This window comes from Sphingobacterium sp. UBA3519, assembly GCF_002377215.1.
Taxonomy (GTDB): domain Bacteria; phylum Bacteroidota; class Bacteroidia; order Sphingobacteriales; family Sphingobacteriaceae; genus Sphingobacterium; species Sphingobacterium multivorum.
The window spans coordinates 353,101-378,176 of record NZ_DFPI01000024.1 but is presented as its reverse complement, the minus strand read 5'-3'; the positions used below and the strand labels follow the sequence as shown (position 1 = coordinate 378,176).

Below are 25,076 nucleotides of genomic sequence, written 5' to 3'. Positions count from 1 at the left end.
TTAATTGCAATTTGCACGTTGAAATTTTAAAAATCGATTCCAAGGGATAGCCTCGTTAAGATCCTGTACTAACCTTCATTATGAAGTTGTTCACAGGTATCGTTAAATGCCAAAGATAACAGGTCGTCCTTCACGGCTTAATTTACCTGAGTTGAAAATTTGAGTTGTAATTAGCTTGACTCGCTATAGGAGTAAAAATCTAATAGTTTCCTTCAAAGACAAATTGTGCTGGACCTTTTAAGAATACCTCTGAGAAATGGGAGCCCTTCTTATGGAATGAAATATAAAGCTGCCCTCCTAATACGCGAATAGGAATAGTGATATCACCTTCTAAATTTTGCTGCAGAGCAACAGCCATCGCTGCTGCAGTTGCTCCAGTGCCGCAGGCATAGGTTTCATCTTCAACACCGCGCTCAAAAGTACGGAGGAAATAACCATCTCCTTCCGCTTCAATGAAATTTACATTGATGCCTTCTTTTTCATAAGTAGCATTGTTGCGAATTGCGTAGCCATCTTGGAAGACATTTTTATCCTGCAGATTTTTTACAAACTCAACATAATGTGGAGACCCCGTTTGTAATACATAAGCTTCACCATCACGTGTATAATCTTGTACATCGATCATTTGCAGGTTGACAAGGTCTGCTGCTAGCGAGGCATGGTGTATGCCGTCTACTGCCAAAAAGACAGTTTTGTCAGTAATGATGCCTAAGTCGCGTGCAAAAGCGACGATACAACGGCCCCCGTTACCACACATGCTGCCTTCTCTGCCGTTGGCATTATAATAAATCATCTCAAAATCGTAATTTTCCTTGTTTTGAAGCAGCATTAAGCCATCGGCACCAATGCCAAACCGACGGTTACAGAGTTTTTCTACCAATGCTTCATCTGCGCGGTCAAATGCACTGTCGCGGTTGTCTACTAAAATGAAGTCATTTCCTGCGCCCTGATATTTTGAAAATCTTACTTTTGATGCCATTACGTTGATTTGTAGTAACAAAAATACGTTTTTTTGTTACAAAAAACCGGGTAAAAGTTAAGATTTGTTAAAATGATTGCATTTGTCTAGCAATTAACATTTTTTAACGTGTCGGATTTTCCGAAGGCCTTGAAATGGTATTACATTTGAACATATCCGAATAAAATCGGTAATTTTAGGAGCAAAAGTTATCAGCATATATTAGGACATTTTAAAATAGAAATAAGTTTATGAATAAGGTCGGTTTAACGCTATTAACGGCTGTTTTCGGTGGAGCGGTAGCATTAGGTGGTTACAAGCTTATTGAGAATAAGAAGTTGGATGGTATGTCTTTCGAAGACAAACAAAAAGTTTATTTTGCAAACAATCCTACAGGAGTTATGTCTTCAACAGGCAATCCTGATTTCACCCAGGCTGCCGCAATAGTGTCGCCAGGTGTAGTGCATATTAAGACAACCTATAGCCGTAAAGGATCACAGCAATCGCAAGGTTCTCCGTTCGATATGTTTGAAGAGTTTTTTGGCATGCCACAAGGTGGTGGACGTCGTCAAATGCAGGCGCAACCTGTGCAGGCATCCGGATCAGGTGTAATTATCTCGGATGATGGTTATATTGTAACGAATAACCACGTCGTAGAAGATGCAGATAAAATTGAAGTCGTATTAACAGACAAACGTACGTTTGAAGCCAAATTGATCGGACGTGATCCGAATACAGATTTAGCCTTGTTGAAAGTGTCAGGCAAGGGGCTTCCTGTGGTCAAGTTAGGTAACTCAGATAATGTCAATGTCGGTGAATGGGTGTTGGCTTTTGGATACCCGCTAGGGCTTCAATCTACAGTTACCGCAGGTATCATTAGTGCAAAGGGTCGTCAGATCGGTATTCTGAGTGAAGGTCAGCAACAACGTGGTAATCCATTTGGTGGTGGACAGGATCAAATCCCGGTGAGTTCAGCGATAGAATCCTTTATTCAAACAGATGCTGTTATCAATAAAGGAAATAGTGGTGGTGCGTTGACGAATGCTTCGGGAGAATTGATTGGTATTAACTCTGCTATCGCTTCTCCGACAGGAACATATGCGGGTTATGGTTTTGCGATTCCGGTCAATTTGGTGAAAAAGATTGTCGATGACTTTGTCGAATACGGTAATGTAAAACGCGGTTATATCGGTGTTACCTATACCGAAATAACACCTGAACTTGCTAAAGAGAAAGGTTTCACAGATGTTGATGGCTTGTATGTTCAAGACGTTGTAGCTGGTGGTGCCGCAGAGGCTGCAGGTGTTAAAAAAGGAGATATCCTGACCAAGATTAATGGAAAAGTGATCACAGGTTCACCTGTCTTAAGTGAAACTATAGGTCGTGCGCGTCCTGGAGATAAGGTCAATGTCACCTACAAACGTGATGGTAAGGAAAAACAAGTAACCATGACATTGAAAGGGGAAGAATCCTTGAAGACCGCAAATACCGGCGGTAAAGCTTCTAAAAGTGCAACGGAGATTTACAATAAATTGGGTGCAAGCTTTATTCCTGCTTCAGCTCAGAAGAAAAAAGAGCTGGGTGTCAACTCTGGAGTTGTTGTGACCCAAGTGAATCGTGGTGGCATCTTTGATTACTTCGGTGTAGAGCGTGGATTGGTCATTACTGAGGTTAATGGAAAAGCTGTAAATACAGTAGACGATGTTGAAACTGCGCTTGGCGCAACACAACGTAATATTGTGCGATTGAAAGGGGTATCTCCTCAAGGTGGTGCTGTTCAATTGAGCTTCCCAGTAGAATATTAAGCGTTGAATTAAGAATTGGTTGATTAATATAGTTTAGGTGGTTCTAGCCGTAAGGTTAGGCCACCTTTTTTTTCTGAAAGTGTCTGATCTTATTGGCCAGAAAGAACCTTCAGTTTGCTTTCATTGCTATTGGTGGCTGCGAAGTCATGAAGGTTTTATCCTTTGTATTATGATCACGTTTTTTCATTAAGGGAGTAATGAACTCGCTATGCTTGGTTTACTAAGCATTGTTTAATTTCATTGGCTTTAATGAACTCAGTTATTGGTCAGAATGATTTTTAGGCGGGTTTTTCCGCTGTTTTTGTATGCGAAATCAGGAAAATTTGGTGGAAATGCTATGTCACTTGGTAACATGTAGGTCAATTTTAAGCTGGTTGTTTCCTTAATAATTTTAGTTTAGCTATTTTGCGGAATGAAGTGCCGAACAGCGCCAGTACTTGTTAAGCTGCGTCTTTCTGGCCTGATGATTTATTATATATTTTGCTATCGACAAGAATGAGAGCCTGATTATATGGGCTAAAGGCGTTCTTTGCGTCCTTTAGTTGGATCAGTCAACGGTATCGCGATTGCTTGATAGTTTTTTAAAATTATAGAGATGAAGATTTTAATGGTTTGTTTGGGCAATATCTGTCGTTCGCCCCTTGCACATGGTATATTAAAACAAAAAGTTGCGGATAATCAATTAAATTGGGTCGTTGAATCGGCGGGTACAGGTGACTGGCACATTGGTGAAGCACCCGACCGTAGGGCGATAGCCATTGCAAAGAAGTATGGTGTCGATATTTCCGGTCAGCGGGCCCGACATTTCAAGCCGCATTTTTTTGCCGAATATGATCTTATATTTGTGATGGATAGACAAAATTATGAAGATGTATGCGCTCAGGTGATTGATAAGGAAGACCTGAACAAAGTGAAATTGTTTTTAGGAGATGATGTTGTTCCCGATCCGTATTTTGACGATAATTTGTTCGATCCAGTTTTTCAGATGATTGATCAGCGCTGTGCAGAGGTTATTGCAAAAGGAGGGAATCTAACGGCATAAGTGTATTTATTTATCTTAGTTTGTTTAAAACAAAAAAATGAAAGCAGCAGAAGTAAATAAGAAGTGGAGTATTCTACAGGATGAAATTGCTTCACTATTCGATATGGAAAAGCCGGACATCAAAGTCTGTTTATTCCTCATTGGTGTTCAGGAATTGGGTAAAGGTGCTCAAAAGTTCTCAAAACGGGAAAAAGAAGAATTGATGCACATTGCGACCTGTCGTCTTTTCAGTGCAATGGGATTTTATAATCTGAAAGGTCTGGATGAAGAGGGGTGGCCACATTGGGAATTGGTAAAACCTATTCCTAACTATACGCTTTTGGAACAAGAACTGATTATGAAGTCCTTGATCATAAATTATTTTGAGGAATTAAACGTTATCTAGAAAATAGCACAATTGAAAAAATTGGAAGTTCTAATTGGGAGCATATAATTATTAACAGATGAAATTTTTAAAGGCTAGTTTAATAGCAGTATTCTGCTTTCTGCAGGTTTTGGCATTTGCGGCTAAACCCGAGTTTAAATATGTACAGATCGTTACTGACAAGGGGACCTGTGTGCTGCGGTTGTATAATGAGACACCTAAACATCGGGATAACTTTGTCAAATTGGCAAAAAGTAAATATTACGACGGGACTTTGTTCCATCGTGTCATCCAGAATTTTATGATTCAGGGTGGTGATCCTGATTCAAGAAATGCCGTTGGCGGCGCTCAATTGGGTAATGGAGGACCAGGGTATACAATTCCTGCAGAGATTCAGGATGGTTTATTCCATAAAAAAGGTACTATCGGAGCGGCTCGAGATAATAATCCCGCAAAGGCTTCTTCAGGTTCTCAATTTTATCTCGTTCAGGGAAAGGTATTCACCCCTGAAGACCTCGATCGTTTGGAGCAAACACGAATGAATGGTAAGAAATTTTCGGAAGTGCAACGTCAGGCGTATACGACTATTGGTGGAGCTCCGCATTTGGATTGGAATTATACCGTATTTGGTGAGCTGGTCAAAGGCGTGGATGTCATCGATCAGATTGCAGCTGTGAAAACCGATAAGCACGATAGGCCAGAAGTCGACCAGAAAATGAGCATGCACGTGCTCACAAGACGAGAAGCGTTAAACCTGGAGCGAGAACTAAAAGGTCTAAAACCTCAGACGGGTATCTTTTCTAAAATTGGTGATCTGTTCTCTTCCAAGGATTATTAATGTCGTTATGATTCGCAAATCAGGGGTTGAAGAGCTTTTTCCTTTATTATTTAGCATCTCAATATTCAAAAAATGAAAATAGTAACCTATAATGTGAATGGTTTACGTGCAGCCTTGAAGAAAGATTGGTTAGGCTGGTTGAAAACTGTAAATGCAGATGTCATCTGTCTTCAGGAGATTAAAGCTACACCGGATCAAATTCCTGAAATTGCTTTGTTGGAACAGATGGGCTATGAGCATTACTGGTATCCCGCTCAAAAAAAAGGCTATAGCGGAGTCGCCTTGTTTACGCGTATCACACCTAAGCATATTGAGTATGGTTGCGGCCATGAAGATTATGATTTTGAAGGACGTATTATCCGTGCTGATTTTGATCAGGTTTCCGTGATGAGTACTTATTTTCCATCAGGTACGACAGGAGACGTGCGACAGGATTTTAAATACCGTTTTCTGGCGGATTTTCAGTTATATAGCGATAAGCTTTTGGTCGAAAAACCGAATTTGGTCGTTTGTGGTGATTATAATATTTGTCACCGTGCTATTGATATTCACAATCCAAAATCAAATGCAAATTCTTCGGGATTTCTTCCAGAGGAGCGCGAATGGATGGAGAATTTTATTAATTCGGGCTATATCGACTCTTTTCGCCATTTAAATCCGGATCCGCACCATTACAGTTGGTGGAGTTACCGTGCTGGAGCACGTGCGAAAAATCTAGGTTGGCGTATTGATTATAATATGGTTTCAAAACCTCTGGCAGAGAAAATCAAATCGTCCAGCATAATGCCAGATGCTGTCCATTCCGATCATTGCCCGGTATTGTTGGAGCTTGCCGTCTAATTAGATGGCATCTCACAAAAAAAGGCTTTCATATGTATGAAAGCCTTTTTTTTGTGAAGCACGAGGGACATTATTAACTAATTATTTCCCCTGGCTATGGATAATGGAAAGTTGCTGGGCAACTTTCTCTGCAATCGTTAAAAATGATTTCGTTACAGGGTCTTCGGTATCTATGGCAACTGGGAAACCATTATCTCCAGCATCAGAAATGCCTTTTAATAAAGGGATTTCACCAAGGAAAGGAACTTTATATTCTTCTGCTAAACGTTTTCCACCGTCTTTACCAAAAATATAGTATTTATTTTCTGGCAGCTCAGCCGGGGTAAAATAGGCCATATTTTCTACGACGCCCAATAATGGAATATTGATGCTATCCATTAAGAACATTCCAATTCCTTTGACGGCGTCGGCCAGGGCAACGTGCTGCGGCGTAGTGACAATCACAGCTCCGGCAATAGGGAATGTCTGCGATACGGTGATATGGATGTCACCAGTGCCTGGAGGCATATCAACGACCAAGTAATCCAGTTCGCCCCAGTGCGCATCGTTAAAAAGCTGCTTGATTGCGGAGGTGGTCATTGGACCACGCCATGGAATAGGTTGGTTTGGATCGGTGAAAAATCCTATTGAAAGTAATTTCAGCCCAAATTTTTCAAGCGGTTCAATTTTAACCTGTCCGTCTGGCATTTCTACCGAACCTGGCTTAGCGCCTTCCAATCCAAACATAATCGGAAGCGATGGTCCATAGATATCGGCATCTAAAAGTCCTGTTTTAGCACCTTTGGCATGGAGAGCAAGAGCTAGATTGGCGGCAACCGTAGATTTACCAACTCCACCTTTGCCTGAAGATACCAAAATGATATTTTTAATACCCGACACTTGTGCACCTTGCTTCCCAATCACATTGGAAGTCATATTGATCTGAACTTCGAGATTTTTGTCGATGAAATGGGCTATAGCGTTTCGACAAGCATGCTCAATATGGTCTTTAAGCGGGCAAGCTGGCGTAGTTAAAATGACATCGAAAGAAATTTTTTGGCCTTCGATTTCGATATTTTGAATCATATTCAATGTTACAAGATCCTTTTTCAAATCAGGCTCTTCAACATAGGATAATGCATTTAATACTTGTTCTTTGGTAACCATCTGTTATTCATTTGTAATCACGGATTACAAAACTACTCATTGCAGATCAATTTCATGTCATTTCTTTGTTTTTAATGGGATTTAGAAAGCTGTATTACACTAAAAGGGATGGGACATTAATCTTCCATAGTTCAGGTTCAAAACATGAAGTGAGTATTCCTATTCTTTAAACGGACCTAATAGGGACCTGATAGGGACCTCATTCGGACTTCATTCGGATGAACCCCTATAAAACCCGTTTTAAATCCCTATAAAATAAGTTGTAAATTCCTGCTAGAAAATAAGCTTATTGGAAAGTTGTCATGCCATTGGTCGGAATGGCTTTTATCATTTTTATCCGTCTATGTGTGCTTAGAAAAACTTCATGTATAATTCCTCAATAAATAAATTCCTCAATAGGCAGAGGAGAGATCGATAAATTACGTATATATGCCACGCAATTAAATTGCATATAAAAGCTAATTTATCTAAGTTTGACTGTTGATATGCACGAATTTGCATTAAGTAATAATTATGTCCAATCGATTTATAACATCTTTTAAGTCCCGCAAGTGGCGATGGCTTTATATTGCGCTAGCTGCTATGCTGGTTTTGGCTATTGCAGTTGGTACCTATGCTTATCAGAAAAGAGATGCCATGCTCATGGGAGCAATCAACAAAGCGAAAGCAAAGTTGCTTGAAAAGTATGATATGGAATTGAAGATCCAATATTATGCCTTCCAGGGAATTAGTGCAGTACAGTTTAAGAATATACAATTGTTGCCCAGACATCGCGATCAATTGGCACAAATCAATGATCTTACGGTATCTGTAAAATTGTGGCCTTTGCTATTCGGAGATGTAAAATTGGGGCAGGTTATTTTGGATAATGGGACCGTTTCTCTTGTTAAAAAAGACTCGGTCAGTAACTACGATTTCTTATTCAAGAAACAGAAAAAAGATACCGTAGAAAATGATAATCCAAAACAGAATCTGGCAGCTTTAGCAGATCGATTGTTGAAAAATGTGTTTTTTAAGGTTCCAAATGATCTTGATCTCAAGAATCTTGAGCTTTCCTATCGCGATGACAGCACTTCACAGCGCATTGTCATTCCCTCTGCGGTGATCGACGGTGGAGATATGGAAACGAAGTTCCTGCTAAACGACCATGAAGCGGCCTGGAATCTGACTGGAACAATAGATTCGGATAATCAAGAATGTGACCTTCGCCTTTTTTCTGATAAAAAGGAGGTCAATCTTCCCTTGTTGCAACGCAAATTTGGTCTTGCAGTAAGTTTTGATGAAATATCCTTCCGACTGGACAAGGCGCACAGGAGGAATAAGGAATTGCTGGAATTGCATGGGCAATGGGGCTTTAAAAATTTGAAAGTAAATCACTGGCGTATTTCTAGTAAAGATGTCATCTTTCCTGAAGCCATCATGCAGGGGGCATTGAATATTGGAGCATCATCGATTGAAGTGAGTAAAGAAAGTACCGTACAGGTCAAAGATTTTGTGTTTTCACCTTATGTCAAATATGTGCACAAGCCGGAGAAAGAGCTCTTCTTCGCTATTCACACAGATAAGATCGAGGCTCAGCACTTTTTTGATGCCATGCCAGTTGGACTATTTCCAGGTTTAGACGGTATTCAGGTGGAGGGGCACATTCAATACGATCTAAACTTTGCGCTCGAAATAAAAAAGCCCGAAAAGCTTCTTTTCTCTTCCAAAATGGATGATAGGGATTTAAAAGTCGTTAAATGGGGAGAGGCTGATATTGCGATGCTAAATACGCCTTTCACGTATACAGCTTACGAAGATGGTAAGCCGATGCGGGAGATTGTGGTGGGGCCTCAAAACCCTAATTTTACACCGCTAGATCAAATATCCCGTTATATGCAGATTAGTTTGATCAATACAGAAGACCCCTTTTTCTTTAAACACAAGGGCTTTGAGGAGAAGGCTTTTAAGCTCTCCATTGCTACAAATATCAAGGAAAAAGGGTTTAAGCGCGGGGCGAGTACGATATCTATGCAACTGGTAAAAAATGTTTTTCTAAATCGGAATAAGACCGTTGTGCGGAAGCTGGAAGAAATTTTGCTGGTATGGCTGATGGAGCGTTCACAGCAAGTCAGCAAACAACGCATGTACGAGGTTTACCTGAATGTCATCGAATGGGGGAATAATGTATATGGTATCACCGAAGCTGCGCGTTATTATTTTGGAAAAACACCGGCACAGTTGGGGCTTGGAGAGAGTATATTTTTGTCCAGTATCGTTCCACGACCTAAAAAAGGACTCAACTTTTTTGATTGGACAGGGCACCTGAAAGGGAATATGTTGCGCTATTTTAATACCTATGGTCATATTATGACCAAAACAGGGCAGATTAGTGTGGATTCAACAACTTCAAATTATGGTTTTTATGAAGTTGTTCTGCAACCGCATCTGCGGGCAGCTCGACCAGCTGTGGTAGATTCGGTTGATGTATTTGATATGGGAGATGATCCATTGTTGTTCGATCGTCTCGAAAGTAGCTCTCCTGCCGATAATCTTGAAAGTGTATCTGTTCCAAAGAAGCTAAAACAAATGGATCTAACGGAAAAGAAAGATGAGGAGGCGACTGAACCAGAGAAACCAAAACGATCGCTATTTGACAAGATATTGGGACGTAAAAAAGAAGAAAAACAAAACGACGCACACAAATAGTGTTTGTGGCGAAAGAAGGATATTAACATGAAAAAGATAGAAATTGACGGATTGCTTTTCGAACCTTTATTTGAAGAAGAACAAATTCAGAAGCGAGTGCGCCTAATGGGGATTGATATAAGCCGGCGTTATGAACACAAACTGCCTGTTTTTATAGGTGTCTTGAATGGATGTTTTATGTTTATGGCAGATTTGCTTAAGCAAATTGATGTTCCTTGTGAGATGTCATTTATTAAGTTGGCATCTTATATTGGAACGGGACAATCTGAATTAAACGAGCTTTTAGGACTTGGTATCGACCTTGAAGGCCGGGATGTGATTATTGTAGAAGATATTGTCGACTCCGGGCATTCACTCAAATACACCTTGGATGCTGTAAAAAAATTAAATCCAGCCAGTGTGATTGCTTGCGCACTTTTGGTTAAACCTGAGGCGCTGCAGTATCATTTTGAGGAATTAACTTATGTTGGCTTTGAAATAAGTAAGGAATTTGTAGTTGGGTATGGTATGGACTTTAATGGTCTTTGTCGGAATCTCCCCGATATTTATAAAAACGTAGCAATCTAATGTGCTATCAAGTGATCGTTAGATTTTAATGGTAGAATTTCGCTCTATTCAAGCGTTTGATCGCTGTATAATGCTTTCAGATTGATGAGCAAAATTTCCAGATCAGACAAGGGGAATTTAGAGACAGTTTCAAACATTTCCTTTTCATCAAATTTAATGACCAAGACACCTTTATGATCTTCTTCATAGCCCGCTTTTTGTATTGTAAAGTCTATCTTTTCAAAATCAAATTCTTTTAGACTTCCTTTAAACCATTGGTAGTTAGCTGCGTAATTAAATTTGTTTTTTTGAAAATGAATAATTTCAGTGCCATAGGTATTCCATAGTGAAACCCGGATCATATACCATGCTATTAATCCGAATATACCATAGAAGACAACACTCATAAGTGTTACCCCGTCATTGAGAACATTGGCAATGAAGCCGCCTAATGGGAGAATTATCGTCATTATGGTCAGTAAATAGATGAATATTCTGGCAACTAGCGGTCCCTTTTTTTCTTTTAATACCAATTGGTTTTGTGTTAGGTCGATTTGATTCATAGCTGGCATTTCTGTTCTTAAAGGTTCGTTTTTTATGGGGTAGAGCACTTGTTTTGATTCTTTCAAATTGATTTGCGAAATCGATGCGCATTTTACTGGCTAGCCTATTTAAACGAACAGGTTTCGATATGGTCGTTCACCATTCCAACGGCCTGCATATACGCATAACAAATGGTAGAGCCGAAAAATTTGAACCCCCTTTTCTTCATATCTTTTGCTATCTTATCAGAAATAACTGTCGTTGCAGGTACCTGTTGCAAACTGCTCCAGTGGTTTACAATCGGTTGTTTTTCGGGCAAAAAGCTGTATAAGTAGTCATAGAAGCTACCATGTTCTGCTTGAATTTTCTTGAAATGTTGCGCATTGGTAATGGTGGATTCAATTTTATTCCTGTGTTTGATGATTCCCGAATCGCTCAAAAGCCTCGCAACATGTTCATTGGTATAGGCCGCGACTTGATCAACATCAAAGTTGGCAAAAGCTTCTTGGTATGCTGCTCTTCGACGAAGAATTGTGATCCAGCTTAAGCCAGCTTGTGCAGACTCCAGGATCAAAAATTCAAATAAAGTTTTGTCATCGCGGACTTGTCGCCCCCATTCTTTATCGTGATAGTCTACATATTGCGGATCAGACCCGCACCATTGACAACGTATGATTTCTTTGTACATGTTCTCTGAAGATTTTTTGAATGCAATATAACTTTTTATCCTAACTTTACGACCAAAATTAAAGAGTTTCGAATAGAGACGGTTCATGAGTATTTCATTGCCGTTAAGAGACAATTCATTTTAATGAGCGTAACTATCTTCAAATATCATCTTCTATTTGTAGTGCTTCTGCTATTTTCCTTTACGGGATTGAATGCGCAGCGGCGGACTTTTCGGGCGGTTGTACAAAACAGCAGCACAGTTAAGGCTGATAGTCTAAATGTAGTAAAAGATTCTGTTGAATCGCCAAACCAGAAAGTCTTGGCATCTTTGAACCCTGCGTTACAGAATCAATATCGGATCGTAACCGTAAACGGGGAAGGGCTGAAGGTTCATAACATTTATAATTTTGATGTACAGCAGTATTTTCAGGGTGAATTAAGAAGTAGTAATTTGGATCGGCAATATGGCACGCTCAAGGCTCATCGTGAAAATTGGATTTTATTTACAGTTCTCGCATTAATTTTTGGTGTTGGGATGATTCGGGTATTCTTCCCGTCAGATATCAAATTGGTTTTTCAGGGCTATTGGGACGATCGGGTCTTACTATCAGTAAGTAAGGAGGATACGATCCTGACATCTTGGCCATTTATTTTTCTGTTTATATTATTCTCTGGGGCAATGGGCTTATTTGTAAGTCTATTTTATGCGTATGAATTAAATAGATTTGATTTTATTACTTTTCCCAATTATATGAAGACTGTGGGAATGGTTGGCGCTTTGTTTGCACTAAAAATCGGGTTTATTCGGTTCTTATCCTTTGTGTTTCAAATCAGAAAGTTGGTAAAAGAATATGTGACCGTGCTGTATCTGATTTATTTCAATACACTTTTTTTAATGCTTCCTGTATTATTAATTTTGAGTCTTGTGCCGTTGACATCGGTGGGTGTGGTGCTGCATTTGGCCATCGTTGGAGCGGCCTTACTCTTTTTCTATCGATTTCTTAAGACAGCGACTCATATTATGTCCATGTATAAATTTTCAATTTCCTATTTAATTTTGTACCTTTGTTGCCTAGAAATAGCACCAATATTAATACTGTTAAGATTATTGAGCTAAAACTGGTTAATATGCAAACTTCAGACGTAGAAAGAGCAAAGAAGGTAAAAAGTGTACTGGTGACTTTACCAAAACCTGAAAACGATAAGTCCCCTTATTATGATTTAGCAAAGAAATACGGGTTAAAATTAGATTTTCGAGGTTTTATACACGTAGAAGGAGTTCCTGCCAAAGATGTGCGTAGGGATAAGGTTAATTTAGCAGATTATTCTGCCGTAATATTTACGAGTAGAAATGCTGTAGATCATTATTTTAGAATTTGCGAAGAGATGCGGTTTGAAGTGTCTGCAGAAATGAAATATTTCTGTATTTCAGAGACGATTGCCCTTTATCTTCAGAAGTATATTCAATATAGAAAACGGAAGATTTTCTTTGGTAAACAGACCGCGAAAGACCTTGAAGAGGTATTGAAAAAACACAAAGGGGAGAATTTTTTGTTCCCTTGTTCGGATGTTGCTAATGAGGAAACAAGTAATTGGTTACTACAAAACGGCTATAAATTTACACCAGCTGTGCTTTTTAGAACTGTGGTAAGCGATTTGACGGATTTGAAAGATGTTTTCTACGATGTTATCGTGTTCTTTAGTCCTTCAAGTGTACAGTCCTTATATGATAACTTCCCTGATTTTAAGCAGAATAATACAAGGATTGCAGCATTTGGCGCTTCTACGCAACAGGCTCTTTTAGATCACGGATTAATTTTAGATATCCCTGCTCCAACACCAAAAGCGCCAAGTATGACGATGGCTGTCGAAGAATATATCAAAAAGGTAAATAAGTAGTAGCCTAACATAAGGTAAATAACAAAAAAAGGGTTCTTAAGACCCTTTTTTTGTTATTTATGCAATTTTAAGGACCACAAAATCGCTAAAGACTTCTATGGGGAAGGGCGTTTTATCATTCCGAATCGATGTCGGTACGACGACAATTTTACGTATCGGCAGATGATCAATAGCTGTGGTATGTTCCTCTTATAAAAGATAGATGAATAATATGTTTATCTTAAGGGGGTAGAAATGGTTGCGAGTCGAATCGATGATGTTAAAATGTAATAAAAGTGACGAAGGTCATGGAGATTTTAAATATATTTCTATTAAATTGCTAGGAGTAATTTGTTCCAATTAAAAATAAAGCATAGACAATATTTTTAAAATTTGATAGAAATATTTTTTTTATGTTTGTAATTAAGCAAAATTAGTCAGTCGTGAAGTTAAAGCAAGTTGATAAAATTTCGGGCATTCAATCAGAGGACTTCTTAAAGAATTATCTGAAACCAGGTTTTCCTGTAATTATATCAGATTTTATCAGTGCAGAAAGTCCAGCATGGAAGAAATGGAGTTATGATTACTTTAAGGAAATCGCAGGAGATATAAAAATAGATGTCTATGGAAAAGAGGAGGAATCAATGGACCGTGCTGCCAGTGCTCCTGTTGGCCATATGACATTTGCAGAGTATTTGGATCTGATCACAAAAGAACCTACTGAGTTACGGTTGTTTTTGTTCAATCTGCTCAAAATACGTCCTGAACTGAAAAACGATGTTATTTATAATGATGTCACGGGAGGTAAGGTCTTGCAATGGTTGCCATTTATGTTCTTTGGTGGAGAGGGGTCAAGTACCCGTAATCATTTCGATATCGATATGTCACACGTATTTATCTCTCAATTTCAAGGATTAAAACGTATTTGGCTTTTTCCGAATGATCAATCTGATTTGATGTACAAATTGCCCTACAATTTTCATAGTATTGCCAACCCAAAATATAGTAGTGAAGAGGAATATCCCGGAATTAAGTACCTAGAAGGTTATGAAGCAGTCATTCATCCTGGCGAAACCTTATATATGCCAGCAGGCTGGTGGCATTACATTCAATATGAGACAGAGGGCTATTCGATTTCTGTTAGGGCATTAGCAAATTCGATCAGTGAAAAGTTGAAGGGGGCGCGTAATCTGTTTATCACGAGACATTTTGACAATACCATGCGAAAGATCTTCAAAGACCATTGGTTCCACTACAAAATCAAAACGGCGAAACGCCGAGCCAATAATGCAATCAAAAGAAACAAACGTTAATATAGAAAGGGGAATTTTACATTCCCCTTTTGTTTTTAAATACACTTTATGTACCACTGATGTACCGCATTTAGTTTTATCTCTCCCTATTAAAGCCTTTGTTGTACTTATTCTTCTGCATCAGCCCATTTACTCGCTTCCCGGTAGAATATTGTATAAGGGTCGCTTGGATAAACTACCGTGTCCGGATTATGTCGAAATGGAATAGCCGGATTAAAGATTTCCTGAAGAGTATCCCGCAAGAATTCGACAAAATTCTCTTTCTGGAAAGCAAGGAATTCATCGGTCAATACCCCTTCTTTACCACTGAATAATGTGCCCTCTTCCCGCATTTTACGCGCAACATAGAGATGGGGTTCAAGTTGTTTTCTTCCTGTCTTCTGTTCGAATACATAGGCATAAAATAGGGTTTGGACCATCGCCTTATTTTCGGTGTTTGGCGCAAATACCTGATCAATTCCTTTAAACATGATCGAATCACCACCTGTTTTGTAATCGACAATTCTACTGATAATACGATCGTCGTGTGTTACGACCTCGTCTACCCGGTCAATAATACCGTAAAGTGTGACCTGTTGTTCTTCTCCATTGATCTGAATAGGAAAGGGCAGTACATAATCGTTGTCATTCTCGAGTTCAATAATCCGAAATGCTTTGTAGTTGTTGATGTCATATTCGAGATACATCTTGACATACTCGCAGGCAATTTTCAGCATGATCCGCTGCAAGCTGTTTAAATCATTTGTTGCCTTTAATTCGATCTGATATTGCAGGCCTATTTCACGGATCACCTGTGCCTCTACCTTGTCGAACTGCTTCTGCAAGACACTTGTGGGCGTAAAGTCCTGTTGTCCTTTGAACGGTAGGAATATCTTCTCCATCACATTGTGGATGACAGTTCCCAGTTTATTCATCTCAAATTCCTGAGAGATGGAAGGGGGCTCTTTAATGCCGGCAATATGTTTTAGAAAAAATTGCAACGGGGACTGCAGATAAGTCGTCAGTGCCGTTGCAGATATCCGTTTCTGGTTGACGATAAAGTCCTGGTACATCTTTTCCCAAACCTCGCCACGCTTCTCAATAACAATTGCTTGGGCTTTATCCGCAAATTGAATGGTCTGTTGCTGAATTTTTCGGTCAAATCTAAATTTACTTTCAAACTCCAGCTGTTTGATAAAGCGACTTTCTTCGCCAGTAGAGCTTTCGTCAACCAAGCCATTGTAGAAAATATGTATTCCTTCACTGTATTGAAAATGGCGATAAAATAAATAGGCCGACAAGGCATCCTGATTTTCTAATATGGGAAGCCCATAAGCACTTCTTAGGCTGTTAGGAATAAAAGTAGGTGAATTTGACGTTTTGGGTAGAATGCCTTCATTTGCTCCTAGAATATAGACGTTGTCAAAATTTAAACAACGACTTTCCAAGAGCCCCATTATCTGAATACCTTCTAGGGGATCACCTTCTATGGCCGAATTTATTGGGGCGATGGCTTTTTTAATCAAGCCGATTTGGAAGCTGATACTTAATGGAGCAACAGTTTCAAAGCCCAATAGCAGCTGATTCAATGTTTTCTTTGTTTCAATCAGGAGGTTGTTGTCAATTTGGCGGATACGCTCCTGAGAAGAAATACTGTGCAACAGATCATCAACGAGCAGGATGAGCGAGGGTATCAAATAGGCTGAATTGTCAATCGGTACAAAAAATTGAGGCAAAGAGCTTTTGATATGAAGTTCCTCCAATGCGATCTCAAAGAGCTGTTTATCGGCAATCTCCTTCTGAATCTGAAGTTTGTCGGCTAAAGAAACCATACTGAGCGGATGGTTGATGAAGGTTTCTATTATCTGATAAGGAATCTTCCGTTTCTTGAACTGGGATATCTCCAAATGGACTTCCAGCCATAGGTCTAGTATTCCGTAAATAGGAGACTGTGTCAAGGGATATCCTGTTGTGATATTGGGTTTGACCTCGGGTAGACTTTGCAGCAAAGGGACAAGTAGGTTTTCATCCGCTAGGAGAATGGCGGATGTTTGTTCCATTTTATTATTGCGTTCGAGAATGTCATACAGCAATTTTGTTTGGCTGATCTTTCCGGTGCTGGCATATAGATTTACGGTTGAGGTCCTATTGCTAATAATATTCGGGCTATCGCCTAAAGCGTTGACCAAACCTGTTTGAAAAATATTACGTCGAATAAAAAGGCCGGCCTCTTGCATCGTGTCTTCGAGGTAATAGGCATCGGCATCAAAGTAGAATAATGCACGGCCTTCATCCTGCCATTGTTTAAATAATTTTGTTTCGGCCTTGTTCAGTGCATTGAAACCGACAAAAAGGATGTGCTGGAAGGAAGATGCAAACTGCTGATGCGTAGCCTTACCTTCAACCAGATCACGGTAGACTGTCGGATAGTTTGTTTGGCCCTCTGTTTTAAGCTTTTCTTTGAATCGATCATATAATACGGGCAGTCTTTTCCAAAGTTGAAGAAAACGTTCTTGTACTCCACTATGCCCCGCAATAGAAAAAGACTGCCAAAATTGACGGATAAACCCTTGCTGCTCTTGTGTGAGATGTTGAAAAGCAAGGTCGATTTTGGTATTGTCATAAAGTTCTAAGTAAATCTGCTCGATGGGGACGAGGTCGTAATCCAGTTGGCCGAAGTCGCTCAATATAATTTCGGCAATCGGATAAAATTCTTCCAGCGCTTCTGGTAGTTTGCCTTCAGCGACCAATAACTCATTATGAATATTAAACAGGTGGAAAAATTGGGTTAAAGGACTGGCTTCGGTATCATCGGTCGAAAGCCTAAGAAACTCTTGGATCGTAAAGAACTGTGGCGACCAAATGGCCTGTCCGTACACTTCAGAAAGATGTTTTTTGAGATAGGTAATTGGCCGTTTATTATTAAACACGATGGCTATTTCACTCAGGTCGTTTCCAAAACGCTTTTGAATGTCTGCTGCTACTAATTTTAGAAAGGCTGTTTGCATCGTGCTGTTATTTTACTTCAGTTAATTGATTTGATTTCGCATAGTAGAGATAGGCTTTAACGTTGCTGTAGCCCAGGTTCTCCAAATTCTTTTTATAATTGTCGACTTGATATTTGTGTCCGATATAATCTGTCTGTGTGAATTTAAAATCCAGTACAATTGTTTCCTCTTTGGAAGTGAAGACTTTATCAGGACGAATGGTCTCTCCTTTGGCGGTAATGATGCTCGCTTCGTTCCAGATTTTATAGTTTCCTGTGAGCCATTTATTGATCATGGGGTGCTGCCAGATCTGATTGATTTCCTGCATGAGAAAAGGCTCTTCTTCCTTGGAGAGGATGCCTTCCTGAATCAGCTGGCGTACCAGTTTGTGGATATCTTCTTCCTTTGAAATTTGGGCCATAATATCGTGGGCCAATATGCCGTACTGCGCGGCTTTCTCCAGCATCATAATATCGTTGATGTTGCGCGTACTGGATTTTTCTAAGGCCATTTCCAATTCTTTGGAAATGGGATAATGGCGAAGGGAAATAATATTGTTTTTTTGAGCCTGACTTTTTTTTCGTTCGATTATCTGATCGATATATATGCCTCTTTCTTCCAGTGTAAACGGGGATGTTGAAGTCTCTAAGACCTGATAGAGTACATCGCTGATATATTCATCTTTGATATCATAACCAGTAATTTCGCCCGTCTTCTTGTCAACAGATTCTTTGAAGGAAGGTGCCGTAATATAGAGGTGTTCAACAGCACGTGTTGTTGCTACATACAATGTATTGAGGGCATCCATGTAGTTGAACAGCATCTCTTCAAAATATTGCTTGAAAAATACTGATTTGCCGACCGTGGAAGTATATTTTATTGGAATTTTTCCCAATTGGGCAAAAGGGGTATCTGATGTCTCGATCCAAAAATCGCCATTAATCATGCCGTCAAGATCCCACGAACAGAATGGAATCATCACAACATCATAAGCCAGGCCTTTTGATTTGTGGATTGTCGTTACCTCGATCGCATCAATTTCTCCGTTGGAAGGGAGCACAGCCCGATTGCCATCCTCTTCCCAAAATTCCAGGAACTGTATAATGCCACGTTCGCCATTGGTGGAGAAAGCTGAGATCATATCCTTGAAAGCTAGGAGGTAGGGGAGGTGGATATTGTCTTTGGTTGTAAAACCGTAGATTTCAATAAGTTTCTCAATTAAATGGACTAAAGGCTGCTTCTGTGCCATTTCCCAGGAGTCAATCAGCGCCTCAGGGAGATAATCTTTCAGGGTACGGATGTCATTGCTAGCAAATTTTAACCATGCATTTTGATCGATTGTCTTATTTTGAATATGCTGGTAGAGATAGACCATCTTTGCTTTATGGATGGTATGTTTGTCCGAATTATAGACTAAAGCCTTCAACGTTTCGATCAATAATCCTACAGCATCATTGCTCGCTAGGGATAATGCATCGCCTGATATCACTTCAAATGTAAGCTGTTGCTCTTTTTTGAAATCCATGAGCTTTTGGATCACCAATTTAGCCTGCGCATTACTCCGTACCAGGATACCGATCTGTTGAGCCTGATAACGACCGCTGCCGATCCAGTCGCCTATTTTTTGACATAGCTGCAGGAGCGATTCTTCAACAACCTGATTTCTTCGATAGCGTCCATCAGTGACAGGAATGTAGGAGATTTCAATAGATCCTAACTGGTCAAGTTTTCCTTTTTTATGCTCAGGGACCTCTTGTTGACTGTTTTCATAAGCTTTGACCAACATGTTGTCATTGCCGGCAGAAATCCACCACTGTTTACCTTCTTCATCGAGGTTTTCGGATACTTTTTCATTCAGTACCTGCTGTAGATGTTGGGGAATACTACTAAAGAGGTAGTTGTTTAAATGAATGATATTTGGAAGACTTCTAAAGTTGGTGTCGAGGCTCCCGTTTTCGATAAAGGTTGTTTTGCTATCCTCGTCCAGGTGAAAGGTATGACCAATCTGTTGTTCTACCTGTTGGAGTAAAATTCGCCAATCACCATTTCGCCAGCGATAGATACTTTGTTTGACATCACCAACGATCAGGTGTTCGCTCACTGTGCCCTTGGCATCGGCCAATGCATTAATCAAAAGCGGACTATAGTTTTTCCACTGAATACGCGAAGTGTCCTGAAATTCGTCAAACAAAAAGTAGTTAAAACGATTGCCAATCTTCTCCCAGATAAATGTTGGATCGCTATTTTCATCCAATCCGAGTTTGTTTAATAGAATTTGTGAGTCAGAGATTAATTGAGCACCATTGTCCCGTCGCCATTGCGTCAGTAAGTCGCTCATTTCCTTGAGCAGGCGTAGATAATAGAGATTATTTTGTACCGCTTGATACGCAATGTAAGCGGATAGATTATCATGTAGCTTCTGGAAAGATGCCAGGATGGGGCTGAGTGCGGCGATAAGATCATAACGTATATTTTTGTCACTATCTGTAAAAGCATCCTCATTATCGATCAATTGGAGGTATTTTTCCAATACTTTGGCGATTTCAGAAGCGCTCAGTTTTTCCGTTTTTTTGTTGGTTTTGCTTGCGGAGATTATTTTGTTGCGCGATTTGCCTTTCAGGTCATTTTCGGAGATGTTAAAATTTTTGAACGTTTCACTAAACGCTTCAATCGTCATGGAGAGCGCTTCGGTAAAGGAGTTTATCTTCTGTTCAACCTCCTGATTCAGGAGATTAAAAACCTCCTTGGGATTAGCAGAGTTGATATAGCCGTCAAATTCCTGGAAGTTTTCAGAGAAAATAAGGCTTGCCAAACTCATTAATTGTTGGCGGTAGTTCCAATTTTCATTTTTTGCTATTTTCTTTTCCGCATACGCTATAATCCAGTCAAGTAAGTCGGGGCGTTCATCCAGCAATTGATTAAGCATGACTGTTAAGTCATTTTTCACTTTATTGACATTCATTTCAATCTTATAAGCTGCATCAAGATTGAGTTCATAAGTAAATGCACGAATGACTTTTTGGGAAAAACCATCAATTGTACTTATGGTAAAATGACTATAGTCATGTAGGATACGACGGTAGACACGGTAAGCTTTCTCTTGTATTAGATGCGGGTTCCAATCTGGCTGTTGCTCGAGAAGAAGCTTTCTGAAATCTTCAATTTTAGGGCTACGATCGCCTGTTGCCAAGCCATGGAGTACCGAAAGGATACGTTCCTTCATCTCAGCGGTTGCCTTATTGGTAAATGTGACCGCCAAAATCTCCTTATAGCTATTCTCGTTGGATAGTAGGAGTGTGAGATAGTGTAAAGTTAAGCTAAAGGTTTTTCCTGAACCGGCCGAAGCTTTGAGTATTTTTAATGGCGCAACAGATTTCATAGAATGAAGGTAGAAAGTAAAAAGTGAATTGGCAAAAATGTCAGTGACTATTTCGAAGGGAAAGTACACAAACGGTTCATCCTGTTTACATTTGGTAAAATAGCTTTTTTTTGAAAGTGTCTTATTTTATTGGCTAGAAAAAACTTTCAGTTTGCTATCATTGCTGTTGGTATCTGCGAAGTCACGAAAGTTTTGAAGAAAAGGGCTATTTTGTACACTGATTTTTTGAAAGACTTGTTTCACCTACAGTATGGTAAGAGCAAAATCTTAACGTGCGTAGGACGTGTTTAACCTGAAAGTGGTTACTGAAAGAAGCTAACCCTGTCGTTTTCAGTGAAGTTTTATTAAATTATAACGCTGATTAAAAAAAAATAACTATCTTTGCATCCCCTCTAGTATGAAGCTCGGGGGATATGTTGAATACATAAAATAAAATTAAAAAATGGCAACTAAAATCAGATTGCAAAGACACGGTAAAAAAGGACGTCCTTTTTACCACGTAGTCGTAGCGGATTCTCGCGCTCCACGTGACGGTAAATTCATCGAACGTATTGGTTCTTACAACCCAAACACAAATCCAGCAACTATCGTTTTGGATTTTGAAAAAGCTTTGGATTGGATGAATAAAGGTGCTCAACCAACTGACACTGCTCGTGCTATCCTTTCTTACAAAGGTGTTCTTTACAAAAAACACTTGCAAGGTGGTGTGAAAAAAGGTGCTTTTGATGAAGCTGCTGCTGAAGCTAAATTTACAGCTTGGACTGACGCTCAAGAAGCTAGAATCTCTGGTAAAAAAGATGGTTTAGCACAAACTAAAGCTGAAGCTAAAAAAGCTGCTTTAGTGGCTGAAGCTAAGAAAAAAGAAGAAAAAGCTGCTGCTGTTGCTGCTAAAAATGCTCCTGTAGCAGAAGAAACTGCTGCTGAAGAGACTGAAGCTCCTGCATCAGAAGAAACTGAAGGTTAATTCTTTCATAAAGTATTCGAGAAAGCCGACTCAATCTTGAGCCGGCTTTTTTTGAAACAGCCAATAGGCTAATCGTTTGCCAAATCATGTCTCACAGCTAATCGCCAAATAAGAAAAATATGACTATTGATCAATGCTTTTACATCGGTTACATCAGTAAAACAAGAGGTCTTAAAGGAGAAGTACAACTGTTTTTTGAATTCGAAGAATACGAGAGTTTGGATATCGATGTTGTCTTTGTAGAAGTGAACAAAAAGCTTGTTCCTTATTTTGTTGATGCCATTAAATTTCAAAAAAATAGCACTGCTTATGTAACATTTGAGGATGTGGATCATATCGATAAGGCTCAGGTACTCGTTCGTAAAAAGCTATATCTTTCCAATGATAAAATGCCCGAGCGAGACCCGGATGATTTTAGATATACTGATTTAATCGGATTTTTAGTGATCGATGAAAACCATGGCGAACTGGGGCAAATAACAGATGTTCAGGAATTCCCACAACAATTTGTCGCCACAGTAGATATGGATGGCAAAGAACTGATGTTTCCGCTGTCCGACGATTTGATCTTAGGAATTGATGGCGAAGAGGAGATCATTGAAGTTGAATTGCCTGAGGGATTGGTCGATCTGTATAAGGAATAGGCATATCCCCAAGCTTATTCAATTGAATATCCTATACTTACTATTGCAGTAATTTCTTATCTTGGTCCTTATATATTAATATTACTATTGGGCATAATTATTAATTGATTTTGAAACCGTTATTACTGCTGTTATTCACACTCTCATTGTCTTCGTGTACTTTCTTTGGGAAGAAAAAGGAGTTTCCTGAAGGTAACTACCAAATGATATTGGGCTATCCAAATGATGAGTATCATAAATTAAAAAGAGAATCTCCCCAAAATGTGGAGGCAGATACCTATGGTAATGATCCTATTCTATACCGATCCTTTCTTTCGCTTCATGATAAGGACCAGTTTGTCATGGCGATTGATGATATCTTACTCTTTGGTAAGTACAAATTTGACGGTGATAGATTAGAATTGACGGATGAGAAAAAAGGTAGTGTCGCTTTGGATATTGTTAAAATAAAAAAAGATTTTGTTCAGCTGAGAGGTGATTTTTCACAGTTTAGCTCAGCACGTATACCCACTAGTGAAAGACTTTATATCAACTTTGTGTTAGATAAAACCCTTATCCGGGAAACGCCCAGTAAATTTGATAGCCAAGTGAATTTATGGCGAAATGCTCCGGTAAAATCAGAAAGTGAAAAGGAGATAAAAGCGAGGGCCTTGAATTTCGTAGATTATTCTATCGCTTATTTCCAACACATATCAAGCTCTGGCACCCATCACGATTATCGAATGGATGGTGTCGAATCACCAATTATTTATGCCGAGAATGGCATTGTGCTCAAGGCATGGGCAGATGTTCCTGATTCTTGGAAGGAATTATTTTACAACGAAAAAGAGGCATTAGTCGCCTATCACTATTTATTTGACGGATTTAAATATGGATCGAAAGAAGAGTACCATGTTCGGGGACTCTTATTGATCACATTTTATCTCAAAAATTTACGGAATTCTTTGGCAGCTAATCTTTAGCCAATGTTCTTGTGGCATAGTCAATCTCTTCGCTGTCTATGATCCTCGATCGTTAATTCTACTGGTTTTTCTAGGTCTTTAACTCTTGGTAGCGCGAAGAATCCTGTCGTTGCATGGACACAAAGCTAAAGTGACGTTGAAACATCGTTTATTGAAGTCTTTTTGCTGCTATTTTTGCCTTTTCGAAAAAATATTTTTGTCTTTTGATTTTTTAAAACGATATTAGCAACGCTTATAGAGAAAGGCCGAGGGAATAGACCCGTTGAAGCCTTAGCAACCTGTATTGTTCAAGGTGCTAAATTCTACCCTACTCCATGTGGGAAAGATAAGTTACATGTAGATAAACGATTCCTCGACGTGTGCGTTTCGATGTAAGCCAACCAAACTAAAAACAGTTTTTTAATGAAGATTATCGATCATATCCAGAATGCCAAAGGAAAAACATTGTTTTCTTTTGAGCTATTGCCACCGGCGAAAGGGCAGGGCATCCAAAGTATTTTTAAAACCATGGATGAACTGATGGAGTTTAAACCTCCTTTTATCGACGTCACCTACCATCGGGAAGATTATATCTATAAAGAGCATGCGAGTGGATTACTGGAACGTGTTTCCTATCGTAAACGTCCTGGGACAGTGGCGATATGTGCGGCCATCATGAATAAATATAAAGTGGATGCGGTGCCACATTTGATATGTGGGGGTTTTACAAAAGAGGAAACTGAAAATGCATTGATCGATTTGAACTTCCTGGGGATAGATAACGTTTTGGTGTTGCGGGGTGATGCACGTAAGGGCGATGCCGATTTTATACCAACCGATGGTGGACATGCTTTTGCAACAGACCTATTGGAACAGGTAACCGATATGAATAAAGGAAAGTATCTGCATGAAGACATTATCACGTCGGAAAAGACTGATTTTTGCATCGGAGTAGCCGGGTATCCCGAAAAGCATTTTGAATCTCCAAATTTCAATACTGATTTTAAATATCTGAAACAAAAAGTCGATATGGGAGCAGAGTTTATTGTGACTCAGATGTTCTTTAATGTTGAAAAATACAAGGAATTTGTAACAAAATGTAGGGACAATGGAATCCATGTGCCCATTATTCCGGGATTAAAACCACTGACAACAAAAAAGCAATTGGTGACCTTGCCAAGAATTTTTCATTTAGATATTCCAGAGGAACTGAGTGACGCTGTCGCGGCATGTAAAACGAATGCCGACGTCAGACAGGTAGGTGAAGAGTGGTTGGTACAACAGTGTCAGGAGCTGATTAAATTTGGCGCTCCGGTATTACATTTTTATACGATGAGTAATCCTGGTCCAACAAAGAAGATTGTTGAAAAACTAGCCTAACTCATAAAATGATAAAAAAGGGAGCAGATAAGCTCCCTTTTTTATGATAATATTCATTGTGAAAGCCTGAAATAGGTTGAAAGTCTCGGCAGCGTGGTTTAGGTCGATCTCTATATTCAGTGTTGAATAGCCTGTTTACAGTCAGGTACTGGTGTTAAATAGTGTTAATTCG

The 25,076-nt window shown here is 39.4% G+C and carries 20 protein-coding genes and 1 riboswitch; of the genes, 14 read left to right on the top strand and 6 right to left on the bottom strand.

The features are described from left to right. Window positions 1-199: 199 nt before the first annotated feature. Entirely contained in the window at window positions 200-979 is a 780-nt protein-coding gene (dapF, locus tag B3297_RS14130; RefSeq protein ID WP_112375034.1) for a diaminopimelate epimerase, read from the bottom strand. Between the two features lie 230 nt (window positions 980-1,209). Here dapF and B3297_RS14125 point away from each other — a divergent pair, with 230 nt between their 5' ends. The 5 genes from B3297_RS14125 (at window position 1,210) to B3297_RS14105 (ending at window position 5,847) form a co-directional block, all read left to right on the top strand. Continuing rightward, window positions 1,210-2,763 carry a Do family serine endopeptidase gene (locus B3297_RS14125; protein ID WP_046673632.1) on the top strand — a complete coding sequence of 518 codons (1,554 nt, stop codon included), beginning with the start codon at window positions 1,210-1,212 and terminating at the stop codon, window positions 2,761-2,763. Between the two features lie 595 nt (window positions 2,764-3,358). Continuing rightward, window positions 3,359-3,805, top strand: a complete 447-nt coding sequence (locus B3297_RS14120) for a low molecular weight protein-tyrosine-phosphatase (protein ID WP_070561279.1) — start codon at window positions 3,359-3,361, stop codon at window positions 3,803-3,805. 37 nt (window positions 3,806-3,842) lie between these two features. Then, a complete protein-coding gene (locus tag B3297_RS14115) occupies window positions 3,843-4,190 on the top strand; it encodes a hypothetical protein (protein ID WP_046673634.1) in 348 nt (115 codons plus the stop codon). Between the two features lie 58 nt (window positions 4,191-4,248). Then, window positions 4,249-5,007, top strand: coding sequence for a peptidylprolyl isomerase (locus B3297_RS14110; RefSeq protein ID WP_046673635.1), 759 nt, complete (start codon window positions 4,249-4,251; stop codon window positions 5,005-5,007). A 72-nt stretch (window positions 5,008-5,079) separates the two neighbouring features. After that, a complete protein-coding gene (locus B3297_RS14105) occupies window positions 5,080-5,847 on the top strand; it encodes an exodeoxyribonuclease III (RefSeq protein ID WP_070561278.1) in 768 nt (255 codons plus the stop codon). 81 nt (window positions 5,848-5,928) lie between these two features. Here B3297_RS14105 and B3297_RS14100 read toward each other — a convergent pair whose 3' ends face one another. After that, entirely contained in the window at window positions 5,929-6,993 is a 1,065-nt protein-coding gene (locus B3297_RS14100; protein ID WP_046673637.1) for an Mrp/NBP35 family ATP-binding protein, read from the bottom strand. Window positions 6,994-7,506: 513 nt separating this feature from the next. Here B3297_RS14100 and B3297_RS14095 point away from each other — a divergent pair. Both B3297_RS14095 and hpt read left to right on the top strand, forming a co-directional pair. Then, complete coding sequence (locus tag B3297_RS14095) at window positions 7,507-9,681, top strand: transglycosylase domain-containing protein (RefSeq protein WP_046673638.1); 2,175 nt, start codon at window positions 7,507-7,509, stop codon at window positions 9,679-9,681. A 27-nt stretch (window positions 9,682-9,708) separates the two neighbouring features. Continuing rightward, window positions 9,709-10,248 carry a hypoxanthine phosphoribosyltransferase gene (gene hpt / locus B3297_RS14090; protein WP_046673639.1) on the top strand — a complete coding sequence of 180 codons (540 nt, stop codon included), beginning with the start codon at window positions 9,709-9,711 and terminating at the stop codon, window positions 10,246-10,248. 44 nt (window positions 10,249-10,292) lie between these two features. On the opposite strand, the gene B3297_RS14085 is transcribed toward hpt, so the two are convergent. Together B3297_RS14085 and B3297_RS14080 are read right to left on the bottom strand one after the other, a co-directional pair. Beyond that, entirely contained in the window at window positions 10,293-10,790 is a 498-nt protein-coding gene (locus tag B3297_RS14085; protein ID WP_070570331.1) for a hypothetical protein, read from the bottom strand. 104 nt (window positions 10,791-10,894) lie between these two features. Continuing rightward, window positions 10,895-11,458: a DNA-3-methyladenine glycosylase I gene (locus B3297_RS14080; RefSeq protein WP_286779051.1), complete on the bottom strand. Its 564-nt coding sequence runs from the start codon at window positions 11,456-11,458 to the stop codon at window positions 10,895-10,897. Window positions 11,459-11,581: 123 nt separating this feature from the next. On the opposite strand from B3297_RS14080, the gene B3297_RS14075 reads away from it, so the two are divergent. The 3 genes from B3297_RS14075 (at window position 11,582) to B3297_RS14065 (ending at window position 14,630) form a co-directional block, all read left to right on the top strand. After that, on the top strand, window positions 11,582-12,556 hold the full coding sequence (locus B3297_RS14075; RefSeq protein ID WP_115046453.1) for a DUF4271 domain-containing protein: 975 nt from the start codon (window positions 11,582-11,584) through the stop codon (window positions 12,554-12,556). Window positions 12,557-12,567: 11 nt separating this feature from the next. Further along, window positions 12,568-13,338, top strand: coding sequence for a uroporphyrinogen-III synthase (locus B3297_RS14070; RefSeq protein ID WP_046673642.1), 771 nt, complete (start codon window positions 12,568-12,570; stop codon window positions 13,336-13,338). A gap of 422 nt (window positions 13,339-13,760) precedes the next feature. Further along, entirely contained in the window at window positions 13,761-14,630 is an 870-nt protein-coding gene (locus B3297_RS14065) for a cupin-like domain-containing protein (RefSeq protein ID WP_046673643.1), read from the top strand. A 107-nt stretch (window positions 14,631-14,737) separates the two neighbouring features. On the opposite strand, the gene B3297_RS14060 is transcribed toward B3297_RS14065, so the two are convergent. Both B3297_RS14060 and B3297_RS14055 read right to left on the bottom strand, forming a co-directional pair. Next, window positions 14,738-17,617: a PD-(D/E)XK nuclease family protein gene (locus tag B3297_RS14060; RefSeq protein WP_286779050.1), complete on the bottom strand. Its 2,880-nt coding sequence runs from the start codon at window positions 17,615-17,617 to the stop codon at window positions 14,738-14,740. A gap of 7 nt (window positions 17,618-17,624) precedes the next feature. Continuing rightward, a complete protein-coding gene (locus tag B3297_RS14055; RefSeq protein ID WP_070570323.1) occupies window positions 17,625-20,975 on the bottom strand; it encodes a UvrD-helicase domain-containing protein in 3,351 nt (1,116 codons plus the stop codon). A gap of 442 nt (window positions 20,976-21,417) precedes the next feature. Between B3297_RS14055 and B3297_RS14050 the strand changes: the two genes are divergently transcribed. The 4 genes from B3297_RS14050 to B3297_RS14035 all read left to right on the top strand — a co-directional run bounded on the left by B3297_RS14050 (window position 21,418) and on the right by B3297_RS14035 (window position 24,904). Continuing rightward, entirely contained in the window at window positions 21,418-21,939 is a 522-nt protein-coding gene (locus B3297_RS14050) for a 30S ribosomal protein S16 (protein WP_070570321.1), read from the top strand. A 119-nt stretch (window positions 21,940-22,058) separates the two neighbouring features. Next, window positions 22,059-22,583, top strand: coding sequence for a ribosome maturation factor RimM (gene rimM / locus B3297_RS14045; protein ID WP_046673647.1), 525 nt, complete (start codon window positions 22,059-22,061; stop codon window positions 22,581-22,583). 110 nt (window positions 22,584-22,693) lie between these two features. After that, entirely contained in the window at window positions 22,694-23,545 is an 852-nt protein-coding gene (locus tag B3297_RS14040; protein WP_070570361.1) for a hypothetical protein, read from the top strand. Between the two features lie 229 nt (window positions 23,546-23,774). Then, a riboswitch (SAM riboswitch) is annotated at window positions 23,775-23,877 on the top strand. A 70-nt stretch (window positions 23,878-23,947) separates the two neighbouring features. Continuing rightward, a complete protein-coding gene (locus tag B3297_RS14035; protein ID WP_046673648.1) occupies window positions 23,948-24,904 on the top strand; it encodes a methylenetetrahydrofolate reductase in 957 nt (318 codons plus the stop codon). Window positions 24,905-25,076 lie beyond the last annotated feature (172 nt).

Excerpts from the sequence above, each read along its gene's own strand:
- dapF (WP_112375034.1), bottom strand. The coding sequence starts at position 979 with ATGGCATCAAAAGTAAGATTTTCAAAATATCAGGGCGCAGGAAATGAC.
- B3297_RS14125 (WP_046673632.1), top strand. The coding sequence starts at position 1,210 with ATGAATAAGGTCGGTTTAACGCTATTAACGGCTGTTTTCGGTGGAGCG.
- B3297_RS14120 (WP_070561279.1), top strand. The coding sequence starts at position 3,359 with ATGAAGATTTTAATGGTTTGTTTGGGCAATATCTGTCGTTCGCCCCTT.
- B3297_RS14115 (WP_046673634.1), top strand. The coding sequence starts at position 3,843 with ATGAAAGCAGCAGAAGTAAATAAGAAGTGGAGTATTCTACAGGATGAA.
- B3297_RS14110 (WP_046673635.1), top strand. The coding sequence starts at position 4,249 with ATGAAATTTTTAAAGGCTAGTTTAATAGCAGTATTCTGCTTTCTGCAG.
- B3297_RS14105 (WP_070561278.1), top strand. The coding sequence starts at position 5,080 with ATGAAAATAGTAACCTATAATGTGAATGGTTTACGTGCAGCCTTGAAG.
- B3297_RS14100 (WP_046673637.1), bottom strand. The coding sequence starts at position 6,993 with ATGGTTACCAAAGAACAAGTATTAAATGCATTATCCTATGTTGAAGAG.
- B3297_RS14095 (WP_046673638.1), top strand. The coding sequence starts at position 7,507 with ATGTCCAATCGATTTATAACATCTTTTAAGTCCCGCAAGTGGCGATGG.
- hpt (WP_046673639.1), top strand. The coding sequence starts at position 9,709 with ATGAAAAAGATAGAAATTGACGGATTGCTTTTCGAACCTTTATTTGAA.
- B3297_RS14085 (WP_070570331.1), bottom strand. The coding sequence starts at position 10,790 with ATGAATCAAATCGACCTAACACAAAACCAATTGGTATTAAAAGAAAAA.
- B3297_RS14080 (WP_286779051.1), bottom strand. The coding sequence starts at position 11,458 with ATGTACAAAGAAATCATACGTTGTCAATGGTGCGGGTCTGATCCGCAA.
- B3297_RS14075 (WP_115046453.1), top strand. The coding sequence starts at position 11,582 with ATGAGCGTAACTATCTTCAAATATCATCTTCTATTTGTAGTGCTTCTG.
- B3297_RS14070 (WP_046673642.1), top strand. The coding sequence starts at position 12,568 with ATGCAAACTTCAGACGTAGAAAGAGCAAAGAAGGTAAAAAGTGTACTG.
- B3297_RS14060 (WP_286779050.1), bottom strand. The coding sequence starts at position 17,617 with ATGCAAACAGCCTTTCTAAAATTAGTAGCAGCAGACATTCAAAAGCGT.
- B3297_RS14055 (WP_070570323.1), bottom strand. The coding sequence starts at position 20,975 with ATGAAATCTGTTGCGCCATTAAAAATACTCAAAGCTTCGGCCGGTTCA.
- B3297_RS14050 (WP_070570321.1), top strand. The coding sequence starts at position 21,418 with ATGGCAACTAAAATCAGATTGCAAAGACACGGTAAAAAAGGACGTCCT.
- rimM (WP_046673647.1), top strand. The coding sequence starts at position 22,059 with ATGACTATTGATCAATGCTTTTACATCGGTTACATCAGTAAAACAAGA.
- B3297_RS14035 (WP_046673648.1), top strand. The coding sequence starts at position 23,948 with ATGAAGATTATCGATCATATCCAGAATGCCAAAGGAAAAACATTGTTT.